Here is a 22,289-nt window from a genome sequence, read left to right as displayed (position 1 = left end):
GGAAGCATGCACCACGTACTTCCGCTCGTCGCGTCGTGGGTCCTGGCACTCGCCGGTCGGTCGCAGCCGGCGTCGGAGCTGCTCGGACGCTGGGCCGGTGAATCCGTGTGCGTGGTCGCTCGTCCCACGTGTCACCTGGAGCACGTGGTGTATCGGATCGACTCCACCGGCGTCGGCGCGGTCACGATGCAGGGAGCGCGCGTGGCCGGGGCGGACACCGTCGACATGGGCCCCCTCGCGTGCCGCGTCGCCGTGGCGCGGACGTCCGGGCGCTCGGAGGCCACCTGCCGCATCGCGGTGGGCGTCTGGCGGTTCTGGGTCGCGCAGGGTCGGCTCGAGGGCGCGCTCAGGCTCGCCGACAGCACGCTGGAGCGACACGTCGTGGCGCACCGCCTAACGCATCGCTGAACCCGACCTGGAGTCGTCGTCATGACGGCCGAGCCGACGCTCGCTGCTCTCGTGCGCTCCGTGCACCGACTCGATCACGAGCCTCCTCCCGTCGTCTCGCGACTGCGCTGGCGGTTTCACCACATCGGGATTCCGACGCACGAGCCCCGGCCTAACGAGACGCACCTGGCGGCGTTCGGGCTGCACGTCTCCGGCTTCTCCTCCAGCCCGTTCGGCATCGAGTGGATGCGGTACTCCGACGAGAGCCCGCTCCACCCCGCGATCAAGTGCCTGCCCCACGTGGCGTTCGAGGTCGACGATCTCGACGCCGCGCTCGAGGGGCAGGAGGTCATCCACCCGCCGGGATCGCCGTCCGACGGCGTGCGCGCCGCGATGATCCTCGTCGACGGGGCGCCGGTGGAGCTGATCTGGTTTCGCGAGAACCAGCACACTGGGGGATGAATGGCTCGGCGAACCTCCTTCGGATCGCGTGCCCTCGCGGCTGCCGCCGTGACGCTGGGGGGCCTGCAGGCGGCAGCGCAGCCCAGCCGAGACGCGACCGCGGACTCGGTCGGGCGGGTCGTGCAGGCGTTCTACACGTGGTACACGCCACTCGCCACGGCGAGCGGAGCCGGGCCCGCGTGGATGCGCGCCATTCACGAACGCCGCACGCTGTTCGCGCCGGCGATCGTGGCGGCGCTTCGGCGCGACTCGGTGGCGAGCGCGCGCAGCCCGGACGAGGTGGTGGGCCTCGACGGCGATCCGTTCCTGAACGCGCAGGACCCGTGCGAGCACTACGTCGTGCGGCGTGCCCGGCGGGCAGGGGATCGGTTCCTCGTGGACGTCGTCGGGGAGGGCGGCTGCGCGCGGCACACGCGGGCCGACGTCGTGGTCGAGGTGATGCGCGGCGCGTCGGGCTGGCGGCTCGAGAACTTCCGCTATCCGGATCCGCCGACCGACCTCCTGGCGATGCTTCGGCGCCTGCACCAGAGGTAGCGCGCGATGCCCGCGGAGCCGATCCCGCGCCTCCTCGCCCGCCTGCTCGCGCCGCTCGTCGAGCGGATGCGCCCGCGTGTGCGCGTGGACGATCCGTGGGAGCGGTCGACGGCCACGCTGCCGGTGGGCGCGTTCGGCCGCGGCTCGGTGCGCGACTTCCACTGGTACTTCGAGCGCGAGAGCCAGGTGCAGGTGCGCTCGATCGACGAGGTGTGCGACTGGCTGCTGGGGTGCACGTACGCGAGCGACCGCGAGCTGTTCAACGAGTCCGACTTCTGGCAGCACCCGGGGACGTTCGAGCGGCTGCGTCAGGGCGATTGCGAGGACCACGCGCTGTGGGCGTGGCGGAAGCTGGTGGAGCTCGGCGTCGACGCGGAGCTGGTCGCGGGCCGGTGGGACGTGACGCGCGACGACCCGGCGCACCACGCGTGGGTCGTCTTCCGCGAGGGTGGCGTGGAGTTCGTGCTCGAGTCGGTCGCGCGGACGCGGGCGGCGATGGTCCGCCCCCTGGCCGAGGTCCGCGCGCAGTATCGACCGCACGTCGCGGTCAACGCGCGGTTCGAGACGACGGCGTTCGCGGGGTGCCTGCTGACCGAGCACGAGGAGCGCGCGGCGCGGCACTGAGTCGTTGCAGCTGCCGCGACCCTTCGCGCATCATTCCGGCGTCGCGCGGCAATCACCCTCCATCGACCGCACCATGGCCCGCATGATCGTGATCTATCGGACGCCGAAGGATCCGGCGGCGTTCGACGCCCACTACTTCGACGTGCACGTGCCGCTCGCGAAGCGGCTGCCCGGGCTGCGGAAGTACGAGGTGAGTCGACGGCCGATCCTCACGCCCGCGGGCGATCCCGAGCCGTACCTCGTGGGCACGCTGTACTTCGACGACCTGGCGGCCCTCCGCCGCGCATTCGCGACGCCCGAGGGCCAGGCCTGCGCGGCGGATCGGCGCGTGCTGGCGCCCGAGGACGACGACGTGCAGATGTACCTGTTCGACGCCGCCGAGGTGTAACACGCGCGCGCGCGCACGTCGGCGGCCGCATCGTGGTCGCGAAGGACCTGATGGAGCTCTGATGTTGCCGACGTCAGGCGCGACCGGACACGCTCTCGCCAAGACCTCGCCGTCGGCGGACACCTGCGCAGCGAAGGACTCATGAGCGGACGCTTCGCGGTCGGTGACTGCGTTCGTGTGCCCGACGGCCGGACGGGCCGCGTGCGCGCGATCGAGAAGGGCACCTATCGGATTCGCGTGGAGCGACGTACGAGCAAGACGCACCAGTTCCTCGAGCTGCGCGCCGGAGAGCTGAAGCGCGTCGAGTGTCCGAAGGGGTGGATGAGTCCCGACGGGTACCGACGGTATCTGAAGCCGACGCTCGCGAAGCAGCGGGCCCGCCAGCGGGCCGCGCGGAAGCGCGCGAAGTGAAGACGCGGGCCCAACGCAGGACCTCCAGGAGATCCGAAGCGCCGACGGCCTACCGCTCGTAGACCGCGATCTCCCAGACGAGCGTCCGCGCCGAGTAGCGCGGGCGCAATCCCTGCCGCCGCACCGCCGCGTCGATCGCATCCAGCGAGTGCACGTAGCTCCGGAACGCGACGCCACGCAGCCGGCGAGCGAGGTTGTCGAACGCCTCGCGGGCTCGCACCCACCACGTGTCGCGCAGCACGACGAAGCCGTACAGGCGCCGCGCTCGCGACGCGGACGCCGCGACGAGCGACTCCATGTCGCCGTAGCAGCAGATCACGCGGTCGAGCGTGACGACGTCCGCCGGCGCGATCTCGGGCGCGAGCGCGACGAAGTCGCCGAGCAGGAACGTCGATCGCTGCGCGGTCCCGCGCTGCTCGGCCTCGCGGCGCGCGACGCTCAGGTACGCGCGCGACGCGTCCACGGCCACGGCCTCGCGCACGCCGCCGCCCAGCAACTCGTGCTGCACGACGCCCACGCCGCCCCCGATGTCGAGCAGCGTCGCGCCCTCGACGCCCTCGGCGCGCAGCACGTCGAGGAGGCGGCGGGTGGTGTCGTTGGGGCCCTCGCGGTGGTAGCGCGCGAGGTCGTCGGCGGCCCGCGCGTCGTCGAACTTGGAGGTGTAGCAGTCGCAGCAGTCGCTCACGCGTCGCTCCGGAGCCGATGGGGCCGACAATCTACGCCGGCCACCGCGCGCGGAAAGCGTGTACCTTGCACGTGGTGACTTCCCTCGTGAGACGCTCCCGCCGCTTCGTCGCGCTCGCGCTCGAGCTGCTGATCCTCCACGTCGCCGTGCTCGGCGGCATGGGGTGCGCCGCGTGCGCCGCCGAGCATGGCGATCGGATGCCGCACGCGCACGCGGCGTCCACCGCGCATCACGGCGAGCACGCGCCGAAGGATGCGCCGCGGCACCAGCACGACGGCGCGCCGTGCGCGGTCGCCGACGGGTGCACCGTCGCCGCGGCATCCGCGGAGACCTCGGAGCTCGCGGTGACGCTCACGGCCGGGCGCACGCGGATCGTCGTCGCCGACGAGCACCTGCATCGTTCCGCGCGAGCCGCACCCGAGCCGCCGCCGCCGCGAGCCTGAGCGAGCGCCGCGCTCCGTGACCCAACCGGAGCGCGGGGCCGACGCTCACCGCGCGCAGCCCCGCCGCGTCCGCGGCCCCGGGATGCGCGCAGACTCGGGACGTATCGAGGCAGTCGCATGACCACCATCTCACGCGCGCGCCGCACGCTCGGCGCCGCGCTCGTCGCGGGGGCGGTGCCGGGCATCGCGCTCGCGCAGACCGACTACTACAACACCGACGCGGGCCGCCCCGTGCGCATCGAGGACGCGTACGCGATCGAGCGCCGCGGCGTGGAGCTGCAGGCCGCGCCGCTGCGGCTCGAGCGCGCGAAGGGCGGCGTCTATCGCTGGGGGCTCGAGCCCGAGATCGCGCTCGGCGTGCTCCCGCGGACCCAGCTCGAAGTCGGCGCGCCGCTCGTCTACGTCGACGGCGGGCTCGGCACGCACACGACGAGCCTCGCCGGCATCGACGTGTCGGTGCTCCACAACCTGAACGTCGAGACGAGGCTGCCGGCGTTAGGCATCCGCGGCGACCTGCTGCTGCCGGCGGGCGCGCTCGGGCCCGACCGGGTGTATTCGTCGCTCACCGGCATCGCGACGAAGACGTTCCGCTGGGCCCGCGTGCACGCGAACGGCCAGTACACGTTCGGCCGCGCGGCGACGGCCGCCGCCGCCGGCGCGCGGGCCGTCGAGGTCTCGCGCTGGCTCGCCGGCGCGGCGATCGACAGGACGTTCCCGCTCCGCTCGATGCTGGTCACCGGCGAGGTGTACGCACGCAGGCCGCTGCACGACGGCGCCGACGTGGAATGGCACGCCGGCGTCGGCACACGCTACCAGCTCACGCCGCGCTGGGCGATCGACGGCGGCGTCGGACGGCGTCTCACGGGCGACGACCCCGCCTGGTCTCTCACCGCCGGCGGGGCATGGGCGTTCGGCCTGCCGTGGAGCGCCCGCTGATGCGCACCCGCCGACTGCTGTCCGTCGCCCTCTCCGCGTTAGGCGCGGCCGCGAGCGGCGCGTCGCCCGCGCGCGCGCGCAGTGGTCGACGACGTACGAGACGTTCTACCTCCAGGCGCCGCACAACTGGTACTTCCGCAACCAGTATCAGGGCGCCGACCGGCTGTTCAACGGCTTCGACTACGGCCACGCGATCCTGTACGAGACGCTGTGGACGAAGCCCGACGCGCCGGCGTCGCTGCTGGAGGAGACGCAGTACGACGTCCTCACGACGCGTGTGCTGATCCGCCCGCCGCGCGTGCCGCTGGCCGAGCAGGCGATCGAGGTCGAGTACGCGAAGCTCGCGCCCGAGGCGAAGGCGATGTTCGACTGGGCGCACATCCTCCACCGCCAGCTCTACGACGTCCTCGCCGACGAGCGCCTCGACGACGCGGCGAAGGACCGCGAGGTCGCGCGACTGCTCGCGTACTACAGGACGCGACCGGACCTCGCGTTCAGCTCGAAGCCGAAGTCGATGGTGCTCATGCAGGAGCAACCGTACTCGCTCGCGTTCCGCAAGACGTACCCGAAGTTCAATGGCCTGATCTGGGCCTACCACTGGATGCAGATCGGCCTCTACGAGCCGCTCGTGGTCGGCCGCGGCTCGGCGGAGCGGCAGGCCGGCGTGCGCGCGACGGTCGCGCGCTTCTGGCAGATGCTCGCGGATCCGCCGCGCACGCTGCCGTACCAGATGCCGATGACCGCCGCGGTCGCGCCCACGTTCGCGACGCGCTACCCGGAGGCGGCGATCATCTTCGACAACCTGCACTCGATGCACGACGTGGTGAGCGACATCCTCGCGAACCCCGCCGTGCCCCGCCGCGCGAAGCGGGCCGAGATCCTGCTCGCCGCGCGGCGCTTCCGGGACGACACGACGCTCGTGATGGCGAGCGTCGACGCGTGGCGCACGATGGCGCGCGAGATGGGCATCGAGAACATGGGCGGGCCGGCCGTGGGCTTCATGTCGCAGCTTCCGACGCCCACCGTGACGTACGGTGCGGTGATGCACCACGACGACCGCACCGGCCACATGGTGAGCATGCCGTACGGCGAGATGACCGACATGCGGGGCATGCGGCACGGCGCGGAGCCCGGCGACAGCGCGCACCGCGCGGTGTCGCCCGACAGCATGCCGCCGATGCCCGGCATGAGCCACCCGAAGCCCGAGCCACCGTCGGAGAAGCCGAAGACGCCGTCGAAGAACCCGTCGAAGAAGCCGGCGTCGGCGGATCGCGTCACTTCTCGATCTCGTCCTCCTTCGTGATCTTCGAGTTGTCGTTCTTCAGCGGGCCGTAGCCGCTGCGCCCCGGGTGGTCGGTGATGATCACCGTGGCCGAGCCGACGTTGTTGTCGTAGCGCGCCTCGGCGAAGTTGTGGCAGAGGCCCGTCGCCGGGTCCTTCACCCGCGGGCAGTTGCCTCGCCTGTCGGGCGCGAAGGCCGGGTTCACCTCGACCTGGATCGTGTACACGCCGGGTGGGACGACGGGCTGTCCGTCGCCGCCGTCGAGCACGAAGTACTGCCCGCCTAACTTGAACACGTAGGTGTCGGCCCAGCCCGAGCTCACGCCCTGGAAGCCGTCGCGCGTGAGCGTGCCACAGCTCCGGTACGTCCACGTGCCGTCGCCGTTGTTCACGTTGTAGGGGTCGGTGTCGAGCATGCAGAAGCCGCGCTTCGCCGCCTTCCACACCTGACCGTCTGCGCCGATCAGCTTGTACGTGGCGTAGTGCTGGAAGTGAAAGTGCTGGTGGCACGACGCGAACTCGAACAGCCCGTCCTGGTCGGAGAAATCGCCGTCGCCGTTCGGGTCCATGTGCGCGAGCGGGCTGCCGACGAACACGTCGCCCTTGCCGATGTTCGGCGTCGTGACCGTGAAGCGGATGACGGTGTGCGTGCCCGGCGTGACGCCGCCCTCGATCACGCTGCAGAAGTCCGCCGGGAAGTCCTCGACGCGGGTGACCCAGTTGTTCTGCGTCGCCTTCGAGTCGACGATGAGATCCGGCGGCGCGCTGAGGTCCGGCACGCCGCTCGAGAGGGCGGGGCGCGACGGCGCAGGCGACAGGGCCGTGGGTGTCGCATCGCCGGCGCAGGCCATCGAGTACAGCGCGCCGACGAGCGTGACGAGGGAGCACAGGGACCGACGCATGGCGCCTCCGGATGAAGGGCTGGCGTGCACCTGCGGGCTGATGCCGGTGCGCGAGCGTGCATTTTCCTCGGACGAGACGCAAGGGGCCGGTTCCGACGCTGGGGGCGATCGTGTAGGGTGGATCACCACGACGCGGCCTCGAAGTTGCGCCGGGCGCAGCATCCCGTGCGGTCCGCTCGCTCACCCGTCACACGCTCCGTCGCGACGGTCCTGTCTTCGTGCATCACCGCCGCCCGACCAGCTCCCATCGGGAGGACGACTCAGTGGACACCGTGCCGGGAGCCGGTCGGGCGCCCGACGCCGACCACGAGCGGGCGGACGATCGCGCGGGCTTGCGCGCGCGCCAGCAGGCGGCGGTCGCCGAGTTGGGCGTCCGGGCGCTCGCTGGGCTCAGCCTCTCGGGATTGCGGCAGGAGGCGGCCCAGGCGGTCGCGGACGCGCTCGACGTCGAGTTCGTGAAGATCCTGGAGCTGCTCCCCGACGGGCAGACGGCGCGCATCGTCGCCGGGGTCGGGTGGCGGGAGGGCGTGGTCGGCAACGCGACGATTCACGTGGGCCGCGAGTCGCAGGCCGGGTACGCGCTGCTGACGCGCGCGCCGGTGGTGGTCGACGACCTGCGCACCGAGGCGCGGCTCGAGGATCCGCCGCTGCTGCGCGAGCACGGCGTCGTGAGCGGCATCAGCGTGATCCTCTACGGGCCGGGCGGCAGCTCGTACGGCGTGCTCGGCGCGCACACGGCCCGGCGGCGGCGCTTCACGAGCGACGACCTGCACTTCCTGCAGGGCATCGCGAACGTGCTGTCCGCGGCGGCGACGCGGCGGCAGGTGGAGGACCAGCTCCGCGAGGCCCACGCCGAGTCCGAGGCGTACGCGCACCAGCTGCAGGAGCAGGCGCTGGAGCTCGAGCACCAGATGGAGGAGGCGCAGACGCTCGCCGAGGAGCTCGAGCACACGAACGCGCAGCTGCAGCGCGCGGCGGACCGCGACCTGCGACTGCTCGCCGTGGCCGCGGGGCTCAGCACCGCCGTCACGCCCGAGCAGGTGGCCGCCGTCATCCTGCGCGACGGCCTGGCCGCGATCGGCGCCGATGCCGGCGCGCTGGCCCTCGTGCACACGCTCGCCGACGCGCCCGACACGCCAGACGCGCCGCAGCGGGCCGAGCTCGAGATCGTGCGCACGGTCGGCTACCCGGACTCGCTCGTCGCGAAGTATCGGCGCTTCCCGCTGCACCCGGGGCGGCCGCTGTCCGACGCGGTCGTGACGCGCGAGCCGCAGCTCGTCGGCTCGCGCGACGAGTGGCGGCGCCTGTACCCCGACGCCGACTCGGCCGGCGCGGCGTACGAGGCGTTCGCCGCGATCCCGATCGTGAGCGGCGGTCGGGTCATCGCCGGTCTGAGCGCGAGCTTCCTCCGCCCGGTGGAGTTCGACGAGGCGACGCGCGCCTTCCTCGCCACGCTCGGCGGGCAGTGCGGCCTCGCGCTCGAGCGCGCACGCGCGTACGAGGCCGAGCGCCGCGCGCGGCAGGCCAGCGCGTTCCTGGCCGAGGCGAGCCGGCTGCTCGCCGCGTCGCTCGACTACGAGGCGACGCTGCGTGCGCTCGCCGCCGCCGCGGTGCCGCGTCTCGCCGACTGGTGCGCGGTGGACGTGCTCGTGGAGCCGCGACCGTTAGGCGCGCGCGATCCGTGGCCGCCGGCGGTGCAGCGGCTCGCCGTCGCGCACGAGGATCCGGCGAAGGTCGAGTGGGCGCGCGAGCTGGAGCAGCGCATCCCGCAGGACTGGTCGCAGCCGACCGGGCTGCCGCGCGTGCTGCGCGAGGGCGTGACGGAGTTCTATCCCGACATCCCCGACGAGCTGCTCGCCGCCGTGGCGCGCACGCCCGAGGAGCTCGAGCTGCTGCGGCAGGTCGGCTTCCGCGCGGCGATCGTCGTGCCGCTCGTGGCGCGCCGCATGACGCTGGGCGCGCTCACGCTGGTGATGGCGGACTCGGGCCGGCGCTACGACGAGGCGGACCGCGCGCTCGCCGAGGATCTCGCCCACCGCGCGGCGACCGCGGTGGACAACGCACGGCTCTACCGCGAGGCCGAGCGCGCGCGCGCCGACGCCGAGGACGCGAACCAGGCGAAGAGCCAGTTCCTGGCGACGATGAGCCACGAGCTGCGCACGCCGCTGAACGCGATCGCGGGGCACGCGGAGCTGATCGCGCTCGGGCTGCACGGACCCGTGAGCGACGCGCAGCGCGAGGCGCTCGAGCGCATCACGCGCGCGCAGCGGCATCTGTTAGGCCTCATCAACGACGTGCTGAACTACGCGCGGTTGGAGAGCGGTCGGGTGGAGTACGACGTCCGGCCGGTGCTCGTGGCCGACGTGGTGCACGACGTGCTGGCGATCGTAGGGCCGCAGATCGCCGCCCGGGATCTCGCGCTCGAGGTGCGGCTGCCGGAGGATGTGGGACGGCCGCCGGTGCCCGTGTGGGCCGACAAGGAGAAGCTCGCGCAGATCCTGATCAACCTGCTGTCGAACGCGGCGAAGTTCACGCCGTCCGGGCGCGGCGGGGCGCCGGGGCGGATCACGGTGGAGCTGGTCGAGGACGACGCCGTCGACGCGGGGGATGCGCGTCCCGACGCGGCGCCGCCGGAAGACCGCGCGTACCTGCGCGTCTGCGACACCGGCGTGGGCGTGCCCGCGGAGAAGCTGGACACCATCTTCGAGCCGTTCGTGCAGGTGCGGAGCGAGCTGACGCGCGAGGCGGGCGGCACGGGGCTCGGCCTCGCGATCAGCCGCGACCTCGCGCGCGGCATGGGCGGCGAGCTGCGCGTGCGGAGCACGGTGGGGAAGGGCTCGACGTTCATCGTCGTGCTGCGTCGCGCCGACGGGCCGACGGGCGAGGGCGTGGATCGTCGCACGCACGACGAGCGGCGCACGGAAGAGGAGCGCCGCAGCGGCAGCGACCGTCGCGACGGAGAGGCCTAACGGGTCGTCGTGCCTCGATGCAGATTCGCCGGGGAACGCGACGGCGGACCTTCACTCGAACCTTCGTGCTTGCAGCGCGTGTGGGGCGCCTGCAAGTTCACCGCCGGAGTTAGGCGGCTCACACGTTCACACGGGAGATGCAGTGACCGACCGCATTCGGGTGTCCGGCATCGGCGGCGTGTTCTTCAAGGCACGCGACCCGGTCGCGCTCGCGGCCTGGTATCGGGAGCACCTCGGCGTCGAGGTGGGCGCGGGGCAGACGCATGCCGTGTTCGAGGCGGGGCCGGACGGCCGGGACGCGAGCGGGGCGCAGGTGCAGACGGTGTGGTCGGCGTTCCCGGCCGACACGACGTACTTCGGCACCGGGACGGCCGGGTGGATGATCAACTACCGCGTGGCGAACCTGGACGCGATGCTCGAGCAGCTGCGGGCGGCGGGCGGGTGGGTCTCCGAGAAGATCGAGGACGCGGGCTACGGTCGCTTCGGCTGGGCGGCCGATCCGGAGGGGAACCGGTTCGAGCTGTGGGAGCCGGCGCCGGACGAGCCGTCCACGGGCGCGGAGGACCCGCCCGCGGCCTAACGAATCGGTCGATGCTTCCCTCGCCTCTGCGGATCGAGCCGATCGCCGGCTACACGCCGACGATCGGACGGCTGGTCGGCATGCTGAGCTACGCGCGATCCACCACGCTCGCCGCCGTCCGGGGTCTGACCATCCCCGAGCTCGATCACCTGCACGACGCCGAGAGCAACTCGATCGGCGCGCTGCTCGCCCACATGGCCGCGGTCGAGCGCTCGTACCAGGTGCTGACGTTCGAGGCACGGCTCCTCTCGGCGCAGGAGCAGGCGCAGTGGTCGACGGCCCTGCAGCTCGGCGCCGCGGGGCGACGTGCGCTGCGGGGCGAGCCGCTCGAGCACTACCTGGACGCGCTGGCGGCGGCGCGTCGGAGCACGCTGGAGGCGCTCGCCGCGCGCGACGACGACTGGCTCGAGCGCTCCGTGGGGCCGGCGCCGGCGATCAACGCGCACTGGGCGTGGTTCCACGTCGCGGAGGACGAGGTCAATCATCGCGGCCAGATTCGCTGGCTGCGCGCGCGCCTGCCGAAGCCGGACACGAGCGAGGCCGTCACCTGACGGATCGTTGCAGCTGACGCGGGTGCCCATCGGTCCGACGGCGCCGACGCCGCGGCTCGCCCCGCTGGCGACCGTCTGCTACAATCAGCCGCACACCCGCTGCGGAGGACACGTGCGCACCCCGTCATCGCTCTTCATCGCTCTGCTCGTCGCGTCGATCGCCGGCGCGCAGCAACCTGCGGCACCGGCCAAGCTCTCCGTGCACTGGGAGGAGCTGACCGCGGCCGACTTCCGCGACGCGATCACGCGCGCGCAGGGGACGTGCCTGCTCCCGTTCGGCATCCTGGAGAAGCACGGGCCGCACCTTCCGCTGGGCAACGACCTGCTCAGCGCGCGCTACGCGGCGCTCCACGCGGCCGAGCAGGAGTACGCCGTGGTGTTTCCCGAGTACTACTTCGGCCAGATCTTCGAGGCGAAGCACGAGCCGGGCACCATCGCGTACAGCCGCGGCCTGCAGCTGCAGCTGCTGCAGGAGACGACGGACGAGATGGCGCGCAACGGCTGCAAGAAGATCATCATCGTGAACGGCCATGGCGGCAACAACAGCCTGCTCCCGTACTTCGCGCAGTCGCAGCTCGAGACGCCGCACGACTACGTGACCTACGTGCAGGGACTCGCGCGCAGCGGCCCCGGCGAGCCGCAGCACAAGTCGAGCCGGGCGGGCGACATGCACGCCGGCGAGAGCGAGACGTCCATGAGCCTGATCGTGCGTCCGGACCTCGTGCATCTGGACCGGGCGGCGCAGGAGTCGGGCGCCGATCAGGGGCGCGCGAAGCTGCCGGACGGTCTCTACACCGGCATCTGGTGGTACGCGCGGTTCCCGAACCACTACGCCGGCGAGGGCGCGGTCGCGTCGCGCGAGCTCGGCGAGTTCGAGGCGAAGAACTGGATCAACGCGATCGTGCAGTCGATCCGCGCGGTGAAGGCGGACCAGGAGAGCCTGCGGCTGCAGAACGAGTTCTACGAGCGGAGCAAGGATCCGCTGAAGACGCCGCAGTAGCGCGGGGCGCGGGACGGGTCGTTGCAACTGGCGAAGCGGGCGACGCCAACGCGGCGTTCCAGGGAGTGCGAGCGCGTTAGGCAGTCTCCGAAGCGCCGAGATCCACCAGGACTCTCTCGAGCCATGCGACGCCTCCTCGCTCTGCTCTTCACCGCGGCGCCCTTCGTCGCCGGCGCGATCGCGGCGCTGAGCGTGCGGCACGACCTGCGAATGCTGTGCATGGCGCTCGCCGCGACGCTGGTGGCGCGGTTGGTCGTGGTCGCCGCGCCGGCGCGCTGGGGCCGCGGGCCCGCCGTCGGCGCGGCGCTCGCGGCGGCGACCGGCGCGGCGGCGGTCGTCGCGATCCTGTTCGGAGCGCGGGCCCCGTTCGGGGTCGGGGCGGTCGCCGTCGTCCTCGCCGGCTGCGCCACCGCGGGCGCCGCGCTCGGTGCACAACCTCGGCGGGCCGCCTAACGGGGGCGCATGCGCAAGCAGTACTACTTCCGCGCCTCGCCGGACGGGCTGCTCGCGTGGGACGTCGACCGGCTCGTGCGCCTCACCGCGCACTTCCCGACGCGCGCGGTGCCGCTCGCCGAGATTCGCGAGATCGACGGGCCGGTGTTCGGCGACGACGAGCCGCCGACGTGGCGCTCGTTCGTCGGGCACGCGCAGCTGATGGAGGCGGCCGACCTGCGGTACCCGATCATTCTCGCGGCCGACGGCGCCGTCATGGACGGGATGCACCGCGTCGCCAGGGCGCTCCGCGACGGCCGGTCGAGCGTCGACGCCGTGCAGTTCGCCGAGGATCCGGCGCCGGACTACGTGGGGCGGCAGCCGGACGAGCTCCCGTACTGAGGGCGAGCGGCGGGCTGACACCTCCGCCCGTCGCGCCCCGTACGGCCACGACACCCGGGTCGAAGCCCTCGTCCCTCCCGCCGCCGCCCCCCTCCCCGGATCGATGCACCTGGCAATCCGTGGTGTCTCCAAGACGTACGCGAACGGCGTGCGTGCGCTGCGCGACATCAATCTCGACATCCCGCGCGGGATGTACGGCCTCCTCGGACCGAACGGCGCCGGCAAGTCGACGCTGATGCGCACGATCGCCACGCTGCAGGAGCCGGACACCGGATCCATCACACTCGGCGAGCCAGGATCGGCCCCGGACGGATCCATCGACGTGGTGCGCGAAAAGGACCGCGTGCGCCGCACGCTCGGCTACCTGCCGCAGGAGTTCGGCGTGTACCCGAGCGTGAGCGCCGAGCGCCTGCTCGACCACTTCGCGGTGCTCGAGGGCTTCACCGATCGAGCCGCACGCCGCCGCGTCGTCGAGGCGCTGCTGCGGCAGACCAATCTCTGGGACGTGCGACGCGAGCGGCTGGGCGGCTACTCGGGCGGCATGCGTCAGCGCTTCGGCATCGCCGTCGCGCTCCTCGGTGGCCCCTCGCTCATCATCGTCGACGAGCCCACCGCGGGGCTCGATCCGGCCGAGCGCGTGCGATTCCTGAACCTGCTCAGCGAGATCGGCGAGCAGGCCGTGGTCATCCTCTCCACGCACATCGTGGAGGACGTCGCGGAGCTGTGCAGCCGCATGGCGATCATCGACAGGGGCGAGATCCATCTCGAGGCCGAGCCGCTCGCCGCGATCGCCGCGCTGCGCGGCCGGGTGTGGCGGCGCGTCGTGTCGAGGGCCGAGCTGCCGGACATCGAGCGCCGTCACCGCGTGATCTGCACGAAGCTGCAGTCGGGACGCACGCTCGTGCACGTGTACGACGAGTCGCTCCCCGGCCCCGACTTCGAGGCGACGGAGCCGGACCTCGAGGACGTCTACTTCAGCGTGATGGGCGGCCACCAGGGCGCCCGCGCCGAGGCAGCAGCGTCCCGGGTGATTTCGTGACGCTCCGCGAAGTATTCCGCTTCGAGGTCGAGTACCGTCTGCGGCAGCCGTCGACCTGGGTGTACGCGCTCGTGCTGTTCGGGCTCCCGTTCCTGACGATGCACGCGATCAACGGGAGCAGGCAGTACCTGAACGCGCCGGTGATGGTGATGAACGCCTCGGCGATCCTCGGCACGCTCGGGATGCTGGTGACGGCGGGGATCTTCGGCGACGCCGCCGCGCGCGACGTGCAGTCGCGGATGCACGCCCTGTTCTTCACGTCGCCGCTCCGCGAGGCGCACTACCTCGCCGGCCGATTCCTCGGCGGGCTCGCCGTGAACGCCGTGCTGCTGCTCGGCGTGCCGCTCGGGCTCCTGCTCGCGTCGGTGATGCCGTACATGGCGGCGGGAAAGTTCGGGCCCGTGCAGCCGGCCGCATACGTGCAGGCGTATCTGCTCCTGCTGCTCCCGAACCTCGTCCTGATCGGCGCGTTCATGTTCGCCGTCGCGGCGCTCACGCGGCAGTCGCTCACCACCTACCTGGGCGGCATCGCGCTGTTCGTCCTCGGCACCATCGCCGGCAAGATCACCGGCCCGTCCAACGCGACGCTCTCGGCGCTCGTCGATCCGTTAGGCACGCGAGCGGTGGCGCTGACGACGCAGTACTGGACGCCGGTCGAGCGCGACGCGCGGCTCGTCGGGTGGCCGCACCTGCTGCTCTGGAACCGCGCCCTGTGGCTCGCGGTGGCGGCGGGCGTGCTCGCGCTGCTCGTCGCGCGCTTTCGCTTCGGGCACCAGGGCGACGCGACGCGGCGTCGCTGGTGGCGGCGGCGCGCGCTGGTCGACACGGCGCCGGCGCGCGTCGGCCCCATCGGGGGGCACGCGCCCGACGCCGCTCGCTCGTTCTCGACCGCCGGGCGGGTGCGGCAGACGCTCGCCGTCGCGGCGCGTGCGTGGCGCGAGATCGCGGCCACGCGCGCGTTCCTCGTCGTCCTCGCCGGCGCGCTGCTCTTCGTGTTCACGTTCGGCTGGGACGTCGGGTCGGAGGTCTACGGCACGTCCACGTGGCCCGTCACGCACCTCATCGCCGGCACGGTGCTGAGCGCGGCGCTCGCGCCGGTGATGGCGCTGCTGATCGCGATCTTCGCCGGAGAGCTCGTGTGGCGCGAGCGCGACGTCGGCATGGGCGACATCGCGGCCGTCGCACCGGTGCCGAACGGCGTGGCGCTGCTCGGCCGCTTTCTCGCGCTCGTCGGGATGCTCGTCGCGCTGCAGGCGGTGCTCATGGGCGCCGGCGTCCTGCTGCAGGCACTGCGCGGATATCACCGCTACGAGCTCGGGGTGTACCTCGAGCTCCTCTTCGGCATCAAGCTCGTCGACTACGTGCTGCTCGCCGCTCTCGCGATGGCGGTGCACGTCATCGTGAACCAGAAGTACGTCGGCCATCTCATCGTCGTCCTCTACTTCGCGTCGACGCTCGCCGCGGGGCTCATCGGCCTCCGCCATCACCTGCTCATCTACGGCTCGGACCCGGGATGGGTGTGGTCCGACCTGAACGGGCTCGCGCCGTTCGTCGCTGGGCTCGTGTGGTTCAAGCTGTACTGGGCGGCGTGGGCGCTGCTGCTCGCCGTGGCGGCGAGCCTGTTCTGGGTGCGTGGACGGGAGATCGGCTGGCGTGCGCGGCTCGCGCTCGCCCGCCAGCGCCTGGGTGGTCCGGCGGTGCGCGCCGCCGCGCTCGCGCTCGCGCTCATCGTGTCGCTGGGCGGCTTCGTCTTCTACAACACGAACGTCCTGAACGACTACGGCGATCCCGACGAGATCGCGGCCCACCGCGCCGAGTACGAGCGGCGATACAAGCGCTTCGAGGATGCGCCGGAGCCGAGCCTCGTCGCGGCGCGAATGCGCGTCGAGCTGTATCCGGCGCAGCGGGCGGCCGAGCTCCGCGGCACGTTCCAGCTCGTGAACCGCACGACGCGGCCGATCGACTCGCTGCACGTGCTGCCGAGCCCCGACGTGGAGACGCGCGCGCTGCGGTTCGACCGCGCCACGCGTCTCGTCGTCGACGACAGCGCGCGCCGCTACCGCATCTACGCGCTCGCGCGTCCGCTCGCGCCGGGGGACTCGCTCGCCATGAGCTTCGAGGTCGCGTCCCACCCGCGGGGGTTCCGGAACGCGGGCGCGCCGACGGCGGTGACGCCTAACGGCGCGTACGTCGATCGCACCTGGCTGCCGGCGCTCGGCTATCTGCGCGGCCGCGAGCTGGCGGACGAGCGCGAGCGCCGCGAGCACGGCCTCCCGCCGCGGACGCCGCCGCCGACCGCCGGAGACGTCGAGACGCGTGCGACCGGTCCGGGGGCGCGCGGCGTCGAGCTCGTGGACGCGGAGACGATCGTCGGCACCGATGCGCGCCAGATCGCGGTGACGTCGGGCACGCTCGTGCGCGAGTGGCGCGAGCGTGGACGCCGCTACTTCCAGTACCGCACCGAGGCGCCCACCCGCTACGGCGGCGCGGTGCTCTCCGCGGAGTACGCGGTGCGCGAGGCCCGCTGGAACGGCATCCCGCTGCGCGTCTACTACCATCCGACGCACGACGTCAACGTCGACCGGATGATCCGCAGCATGCAGGCGTCGCTCGCGTACTACTCCGAGCACTTCGGGCCCTATCAGTTCCGGGAGCTGAGCATCGTCGAGTTCCCGCGCTACGCGTCGTTCGCGCGCGCGCACCCGCACATGATCGCGTTCTCCGAGGGCAGCGCGTTCCTCACGCGGGTCGATTCCGGCGACGTCGATCGGCCGTTCTTCGTCGTCGCGCACGAGACGGCGCATCAGTGGTGGGGCGGGCAGGTGATCCCCGCGGGCGCGGCCGGGGCGTCGTTCGTCTCGGAGACGCTGGCGCAGTACAGCTCCATGATGGTGCTCGAGACGGCGTACGGCGCCGACATGGCGCGCCGCTTCTACGACTACAACATGGCCCAGTACCTCACCGGCCGGAGCGTCTACACGAACCGCGAGGCGCCGCTGCTCGACGTCGTGAACCAGTCGTACGTGTACTACTTCAAGGGCGCCGTGGCGATGTACACGCTGCGCGAGCGCCTGGGCGCCGACGCCATGAACGGGGCGCTGCGGCGGTTCCGCGAGAAGTTCGCCGGCCCCGACGCGCCGCCGCCGACGTCGCGCGCTCTGTACGCCGAGCTGCAGGCCGTCACGCCCGACTCGCTGCGGCCGCTGCTGTCGGACCTCTTCGAGCACATCACGCTGTGGAGCGTGCGCACCGACTCGGCGCGGGCCGAGCCCACCGGCGGCGGCGCGTATCGCGTGACGCTGTTCGTCGACGCGTCGAAGGCGCGCGCGGACAGCATCGGGAACCAGACGCCGGTGGCGATGAACGATCTCGTCGAGATCGGTGCGTTCGGCGCCTCGGCGGGCGGGGGCTCGCTCGGCGAGACCCTGTACCTCGCGCAGCATCGCATCCACACCGGCAAGCAGACGATCGTGCTCACCGTGCCCCGTCGGCCCGCGCGCGCCGGCATCGATCCGTTCCGCAAGCTCATCGAGCGCGAGCGCGACGACAACGTCGCCGATGTTCCAGGCCAGGCTGGGGCGCGGTAGATCGATGCACACTCCTGACGATGACGACGCGTCGCTCGACGCGCGCTTTCGCGAAGCGGTGGCGGCGATCGACGCCGGCGACGTCGCGCGGCTCGAGCAGCTCGTCGCGGCGACGCCGGCCCTGGTCCGCGAGCGTCTCGAGTCGCCGGGCCCCTGGCTGCGCGACCGGGTGGGCCATGCGCTGGACGGCTTCTTCCAGCGGCCCTACCTGCTGTGGTTCGTGGCGGAGGATCCCGTTCGGAACGGCACGCTCCCCGACGACATCGCCTCCGTGGCGCAGGCCATCATCGATGCCGCCAGGCGCGAGAGCGAGGCGAATCTGCAGGAGCAGCTCGACTACGCGCTCACTCTGGTGTCGTGGTCGTGGATCGCGCGCGAGCGCGGCGTGCAGCTGCGACTGATCGACGTGCTCGTCGACGCGGGCGCGGCGCTCGACGGCAATCAGAACAACGCGCTCGTGAACGGCAACGTCGCCGCCGCCGAGCACCTCGTGAGGCGCGGTGCGACGGTCACCCTCGAGGTGGCGCTCATCCTCGGTTGGTGGGACGATGTCGAACGGCTGCTGCCGACGGTGAGCGTACCGGGCCGTCAGTTCGCGTTCGTGCTCTCGGCCCTGAACGGGAACGATCGGGCGCTGCGACGGATGCTCCGCGCCGGCGTGGACGTGAACGCTCCGAGCGCGGGCCTGTACCCGCACGGAACGCCGCTGCACCACGCCGTGTCGTCGGGTGCGCTCGACGCCGTGCAGGCGCTCGTCGACGGCGGCGCCGACCTGAACGCGCGGGACACCGCCTGGGGCGGCACGCCGCTGGGATGGGCGGAATACTACGTGTCGCAGCGGCAGGGCAGCGGACCCCGGAAGCAGTACGCGGAGATCGCGGCCTACTTCCGTTCGCGCCGTGAACGCGGCGCGACTACCGTTCCGGAGGTTCCAATGGGAGCGCGAGAGATGAGTGACCAGGCCGAAACGGAGCGGCAGACGGAAGTCGCCGTGCTCGCCGGCGGCTGCTTCTGGGGCGTCGAGGACATCCTGCGCGACGTGCCCGGTGTCATCGACACCGACGCCGGCTACACCGGCGGCTGGCTGAAGAATCCGCGGTACGAGGACACGCACGACAGCAAGTCGGGGCACGCGGAGGCCGTGCGGGTGACGTTCGACCCGACGGTGCTCAGCTACGAGGAGCTGCTCGAGCAGTGGTTCTTCCGGCTGCACGACCCGACGACGCTCAACCGCCAGGGCAACGACGTCGGCACGCAGTACCGCTCGGCCATCTTCCCGCAGTCGCCGGAGCAGCGGGAGACGGCGGAGCGCGTGATCGCGCGCGTGCAGGCCTCGGGCAAGTGGAAGCGGCCGATCACGACGTCGATCGAGCCGGCCTCCACGTGGTACAGCGCGGAGTCGTACCACCAGGACTACCTGCGCAAGCACCCGGGCGGGTACACCTGCCACTACCTCCGCGACTGACGCGCGGCCTAACGACTCGACGCCGCGGGTGACGGCTCGAATCTACGGCGCGCAGCCCTCGCACCGATCGTCCGACGGCCGCCGGCGCTCGTGCGCGAGCGCATACGAGCGCATCTCGGTGTGCAGGACCTCGAGCGCCCCGCGCACGGCGAGGTCCTCGTAAAGCGCGCGCACCTCGGCGAAGAGCGCGGCGAGCAGACCGTGGACCTCGGAGGCGCTCGCGCCGCGGTCGAGCAGCCCCTGCACGATGCCGGTGAGGCATCGCTGGACCTCGGGCGTGCGTGGCGTGCCGGCCTCGCCGACGGCGGCGCCGATGGCGCGCCGCACGGCGGTGCTCTGTTCCTCGCTGATGGAGTGTGGCGACGGCGGCATCGGGGATCGGCGTCGGAAGGAGGCTCGGCTGCCTAACGGGCGACAACGCAAGGTAACGAGCGCGGCCGATTCGCGTGGAACACGGGGGCCCCCACTCGTCACACCGGGGCCTCCCGGGTCACCCTTCCACCCGCTCACCGCGGCGGAACAGGAGCGCCAGGCTCCACGTCGCGCCCGGGAACGTCACCGCCCACGGCGCCGCGCCCCAGATCAGCGGATGCCAGTACATCTGGCCCACGAGAAACGGCAGCAGCAGCCCGGTCGCCGTCAGGAACCACCGCGCTCGGCGCTCCAATCCACGGCCCGTGAACACGCGCGCCGCGAGCAGCGCGGCCACGCTCATGAAGCTGTAGCCCAGGATGTCGACCGCGTACAGGAACGACGCGAACGGCACGAACAGGAACGGCTCGATCCCGCGCGTGTCGCCGCGCGCGAGCCGCGGTGCGACGAGCGTGAGCTGCACGAAGTAGTTCATGCTGATCAGCACCGCGTACGCGATGCCGAACGCGAGCGCGGCCTGACTCCAGATCTTCCGCTCCGGGCGTGCGACCTGGTCCACGCTCACGAGCAGGACGACGAACGCGGAGCCGAGGAGCAGCGACGGCGTGAGCAGCACCACGAGGCCGAGCGGCGTGCTGCTGCTTTCGGGCCCGCCGCGCGAGCCGAGCCAGCCCAGCCACTCCGCGATCTGTCCGACGGCGTACGCAACGGCGAAGACCGTCGCGCACGCGGCGGACCAGAAGCCGACGCGGCGGGTCGCCGCCGGGTAGCCGGCGGCGAACGGCTGACCGAACGTCATGGTCGTCATACTCGTTCCTCGTTAGGCATCCCGATGCGTGCCGATGCGTCACCGGTGCAACGTTGCGCGCACGCTCGTCGTGCCGGCGTCGGCGACGGCCAGACAGCGTGTGCGGCGTTCACGCACAGCGGCGTCCGGTGCTGCCCGTGGCATCCCGAGGAGACGCCGTCGCGACGGGACCTGGGGTCGCCTCGTCAGGGAGCCGCGTGGATACCGTCCGCTGCGCCCTGACAGACAGCCGCGTCCCGCCGGCGTAGCGTCGTCAACGAGCAGCCCGGCGCGCGCGACGAGCGTCGCGTGCGACGTGCGGCGACCCGCGGACGGAGGAGGCCATGCTACGGCTGCGCGACATCATGACGACGGACGTCCTCACCGTGAGCCCGAGCACGTCGCTGCAGGAGGCGGCCGACGTCCTCGTGTCCCGGCACGTCGGCGGTGCGCCGGTGGTGGTCGGGGACCGGGTGGTGGGTGTGGTCTCGGCGACGGACATCCTCGCGTTTCTCGCGTCGCCGCCGATCGAGGCGACCGAGCGTGAGGAGGAGCGCGAGTCGGACGCCGACGCCGATCCCTCGACGTGGCAGCCCGACGATCCGCTCGACGACGACCCCTCCGCCCGGTTCTTCGCGGAGCAATGGTCCGCGGCGGACGCGGACGTGATCGAGTCGCACGACGAGTCGGCGCGCGCCGACCGCGACCCGTTCGCCGCGTACACCGTCGACGACGTGATGACGCGATCGGTGCAGGCGCTTCCACCGACGGCCGACGTATGGACGGCGGTCGCACGGATGCGCGAGGCCGACGTGCATCGGCTCCTGGTGATGGAGGGGGACACGCTGGTGGGCATCGTCACGACCACGAACATCGCGCGGGCCCTGGGCGACGGGCGACTGGTGCGTCGGACCTTCGTCTTCGGCCGGGCACGGCGTGCCTAACGCGTGACCGCATCTTGACCGCATGAGGAGAACAGCATGCTCACCGTCCTCGTTCCCCTCGATGGCTCGCTGCTCGCCGAGTACGCCATTCCGTTCGCGATGAGCATCGCGGACCGCATCGGCGCCGGCGTGGAGCTGCTGTCGGTGCATCACGCGCCGGCGCCCGCGCTCGGCGAGCGTCGTGCCCTGTTGCGGCGGTACCTGGACGCGACGCGCCGCCGCCTCGAGGCGACGGACGCCGTGCCGGTCACGACGAGCCTGATCGACGGGGCGCCCGCGGAGATGCTCGTCGCCTACGTGCGCGAGACGGCGCCGGATCTCGTGGTGATGACGACGCACGGCCGCGGCGGCGTGCGCCGGCTGTGGCTCGGGAGCGTGACGGACGCCCTCGTGAGGCACGCGACCATCCCCGTGCTCGCGCTGCGCCCCCGCCCGTCGACGATCACGGCCGACGGCAACGCGCGACCCGAGCTCCGGCGCGTGCTCGTCGCGGTGGACGGCTCGCCGGAGAGCGAGACGGTGATCACGCCGCTGGTCGACCTCTTCGGCACGACGGGGATGGAGTACACGCTGCTGCACGTGGTGCCGTCGCTGCACCCGCTCGTGCGCACCCTCGCCACGCCGGCCGAGTACGACCGCGACCTCGGCGTCGAGCAACGGCTGGCGAACGCGTACCTGCAGGAGCTGGCGGAGCGGGTGCGCCCGACGGGGCTGGACGTCGCCGTCGCCACGCGGAGCGGCGAGCCGCCGGCGAGGGCGATCGTCGAGACCGCGACCGAGCACCGCGCGGACCTGATCGCGCTGGCGACGCACGGCCGCGGGCCCCTCGGACGGCTCGTGCACGGCAGCGTGGCGGACGAGGTGCTCCGCACGGCGCCGTCCGCGGTGCTGCTCCATCACATGCCGCAGCAGGTGGTGCACGAGGACGCGGTGGTGGCGCCGATTCTCGCCCATCTCGGGGGTCGCGCGCCGGCGTGACGCACGCCTAACAGCGGCGAACCGCCGGCGCCCCGAATCAGGGGATCTCCGACAGGAGCCGCCCCGGTCCCCGACCGACGCAGCGGGCGCGACGTCCAATTCTTGATCGCACCGACCCTCCGCAACCGGC

Annotated in this window: 24 protein-coding genes; 20 read left to right on the top strand and 4 right to left on the bottom strand. The window is 72.3% G+C overall.

Features of this window, described 5'->3' with window-relative positions:
- Positions 1-6: 6 nt before the first annotated feature.
- From J421_RS25650 to J421_RS25625, 6 genes are all read left to right on the top strand, one after another.
- Complete coding sequence (locus tag J421_RS25650; RefSeq protein ID WP_025413977.1) at positions 7-408, top strand: hypothetical protein; 402 nt, start codon at positions 7-9, stop codon at positions 406-408.
- A gap of 21 nt (positions 409-429) precedes the next feature.
- Positions 430-849, top strand: coding sequence for a VOC family protein (locus J421_RS25645; RefSeq protein WP_025413976.1), 420 nt, complete (start codon positions 430-432; stop codon positions 847-849).
- A gap of 48 nt (positions 850-897) precedes the next feature.
- Positions 898-1,383 carry a hypothetical protein gene (locus tag J421_RS25640; protein WP_025413975.1) on the top strand — a complete coding sequence of 162 codons (486 nt, stop codon included), beginning with the start codon at positions 898-900 and terminating at the stop codon, positions 1,381-1,383.
- A gap of 6 nt (positions 1,384-1,389) precedes the next feature.
- Positions 1,390-2,007, top strand: a complete 618-nt coding sequence (locus J421_RS25635) for a transglutaminase-like cysteine peptidase (RefSeq protein ID WP_025413974.1) — start codon at positions 1,390-1,392, stop codon at positions 2,005-2,007.
- 73 nt (positions 2,008-2,080) lie between these two features.
- Positions 2,081-2,395, top strand: a complete 315-nt coding sequence (locus tag J421_RS25630; protein WP_025413973.1) for an EthD family reductase — start codon at positions 2,081-2,083, stop codon at positions 2,393-2,395.
- 141 nt (positions 2,396-2,536) lie between these two features.
- A complete protein-coding gene (locus J421_RS25625; protein ID WP_025413972.1) occupies positions 2,537-2,806 on the top strand; it encodes a hypothetical protein in 270 nt (89 codons plus the stop codon).
- 49 nt (positions 2,807-2,855) lie between these two features.
- Here J421_RS25625 and J421_RS25620 read toward each other — a convergent pair whose 3' ends face one another.
- Entirely contained in the window at positions 2,856-3,491 is a 636-nt protein-coding gene (locus J421_RS25620; protein WP_025413971.1) for a class I SAM-dependent methyltransferase, read from the bottom strand.
- Between the two features lie 86 nt (positions 3,492-3,577).
- Between J421_RS25620 and J421_RS33095 the strand changes: the two genes are divergently transcribed.
- From J421_RS33095 to J421_RS33090, 3 genes are all read left to right on the top strand, one after another.
- Positions 3,578-3,934 carry a hypothetical protein gene (locus J421_RS33095; protein WP_025413970.1) on the top strand — a complete coding sequence of 119 codons (357 nt, stop codon included), beginning with the start codon at positions 3,578-3,580 and terminating at the stop codon, positions 3,932-3,934.
- Positions 3,935-4,051: 117 nt separating this feature from the next.
- On the top strand, positions 4,052-4,870 hold the full coding sequence (locus J421_RS25610; protein WP_025413969.1) for a hypothetical protein: 819 nt from the start codon (positions 4,052-4,054) through the stop codon (positions 4,868-4,870).
- A gap of 277 nt (positions 4,871-5,147) precedes the next feature.
- Positions 5,148-6,173, top strand: a complete 1,026-nt coding sequence (locus J421_RS33090; RefSeq protein WP_025413968.1) for a hypothetical protein — start codon at positions 5,148-5,150, stop codon at positions 6,171-6,173.
- Here J421_RS33090 and J421_RS25600 read toward each other — a convergent pair.
- Positions 6,145-7,053, bottom strand: a complete 909-nt coding sequence (locus J421_RS25600) for a lysyl oxidase family protein (RefSeq protein WP_025413967.1) — start codon at positions 7,051-7,053, stop codon at positions 6,145-6,147. The two genes, J421_RS33090 and J421_RS25600, sit on opposite strands and share 29 nt — an antisense overlap.
- 263 nt (positions 7,054-7,316) lie before the next feature.
- Between J421_RS25600 and J421_RS25595 the strand changes: the two genes are divergently transcribed.
- The 9 genes from J421_RS25595 to msrA all read left to right on the top strand — a co-directional run bounded on the left by J421_RS25595 (position 7,317) and on the right by msrA (position 19,078).
- On the top strand, positions 7,317-10,022 hold the full coding sequence (locus J421_RS25595) for a GAF domain-containing protein (RefSeq protein ID WP_025413966.1): 2,706 nt from the start codon (positions 7,317-7,319) through the stop codon (positions 10,020-10,022).
- Between the two features lie 142 nt (positions 10,023-10,164).
- On the top strand, positions 10,165-10,602 hold the full coding sequence (locus J421_RS25590) for a VOC family protein (RefSeq protein WP_025413965.1): 438 nt from the start codon (positions 10,165-10,167) through the stop codon (positions 10,600-10,602).
- Between the two features lie 11 nt (positions 10,603-10,613).
- Entirely contained in the window at positions 10,614-11,153 is a 540-nt protein-coding gene (locus J421_RS25585; protein WP_025413964.1) for a mycothiol transferase, read from the top strand.
- A gap of 112 nt (positions 11,154-11,265) precedes the next feature.
- On the top strand, positions 11,266-12,153 hold the full coding sequence (locus J421_RS25580; protein ID WP_236646340.1) for a creatininase family protein: 888 nt from the start codon (positions 11,266-11,268) through the stop codon (positions 12,151-12,153).
- A gap of 123 nt (positions 12,154-12,276) precedes the next feature.
- Complete coding sequence (locus J421_RS25575) at positions 12,277-12,606, top strand: hypothetical protein (RefSeq protein ID WP_025413962.1); 330 nt, start codon at positions 12,277-12,279, stop codon at positions 12,604-12,606.
- Positions 12,607-12,615: 9 nt separating this feature from the next.
- A complete protein-coding gene (locus J421_RS25570) occupies positions 12,616-12,987 on the top strand; it encodes a hypothetical protein (protein ID WP_025413961.1) in 372 nt (123 codons plus the stop codon).
- Between the two features lie 103 nt (positions 12,988-13,090).
- A complete protein-coding gene (locus J421_RS25565) occupies positions 13,091-14,026 on the top strand; it encodes an ABC transporter ATP-binding protein (protein ID WP_025413960.1) in 936 nt (311 codons plus the stop codon).
- Positions 14,023-17,613 (top strand): M1 family aminopeptidase, encoded by a 3,591-nt coding sequence (locus tag J421_RS25560; protein WP_025413959.1) that lies wholly within the window; start codon positions 14,023-14,025, stop codon positions 17,611-17,613. Before J421_RS25565 ends, J421_RS25560 begins: the two co-directional genes overlap by 4 nt.
- Positions 17,614-17,617: 4 nt before the next feature.
- Positions 17,618-19,078 (top strand): peptide-methionine (S)-S-oxide reductase MsrA, encoded by a 1,461-nt coding sequence (gene msrA / locus J421_RS25555; RefSeq protein WP_025413958.1) that lies wholly within the window; start codon positions 17,618-17,620, stop codon positions 19,076-19,078.
- Between the two features lie 42 nt (positions 19,079-19,120).
- Here msrA and J421_RS25550 read toward each other — a convergent pair whose 3' ends face one another.
- Both J421_RS25550 and J421_RS25545 read right to left on the bottom strand, forming a co-directional pair.
- On the bottom strand, positions 19,121-19,450 hold the full coding sequence (locus J421_RS25550) for a hypothetical protein (protein WP_025413957.1): 330 nt from the start codon (positions 19,448-19,450) through the stop codon (positions 19,121-19,123).
- A gap of 118 nt (positions 19,451-19,568) precedes the next feature.
- Positions 19,569-20,258 carry a hypothetical protein gene (locus J421_RS25545; protein WP_025413956.1) on the bottom strand — a complete coding sequence of 230 codons (690 nt, stop codon included), beginning with the start codon at positions 20,256-20,258 and terminating at the stop codon, positions 19,569-19,571.
- Between the two features lie 323 nt (positions 20,259-20,581).
- Here J421_RS25545 and J421_RS25540 point away from each other — a divergent pair, with 323 nt between their 5' ends.
- The gene (locus tag J421_RS25540) at positions 20,582-21,181 is read left to right on the top strand and encodes a CBS domain-containing protein (protein WP_025413955.1); all 600 of its coding nucleotides are present in this window, start codon (positions 20,582-20,584) and stop codon (positions 21,179-21,181) included.
- Between the two features lie 36 nt (positions 21,182-21,217).
- Positions 21,218-22,159, top strand: coding sequence for a universal stress protein (locus J421_RS25535; RefSeq protein WP_025413954.1), 942 nt, complete (start codon positions 21,218-21,220; stop codon positions 22,157-22,159).
- The last annotated feature ends 130 nt before the right edge of the window (positions 22,160-22,289 follow it).

The sequence above is a fragment of the Gemmatirosa kalamazoonensis genome (assembly GCF_000522985.1).
Classification (GTDB): Bacteria; Gemmatimonadota; Gemmatimonadetes; order Gemmatimonadales; family Gemmatimonadaceae; genus Gemmatirosa; species Gemmatirosa kalamazoonensis.
The sequence above is the reverse complement of the archived record's forward strand: the minus strand, read 5'-3'. Positions and strand labels throughout refer to the sequence as shown.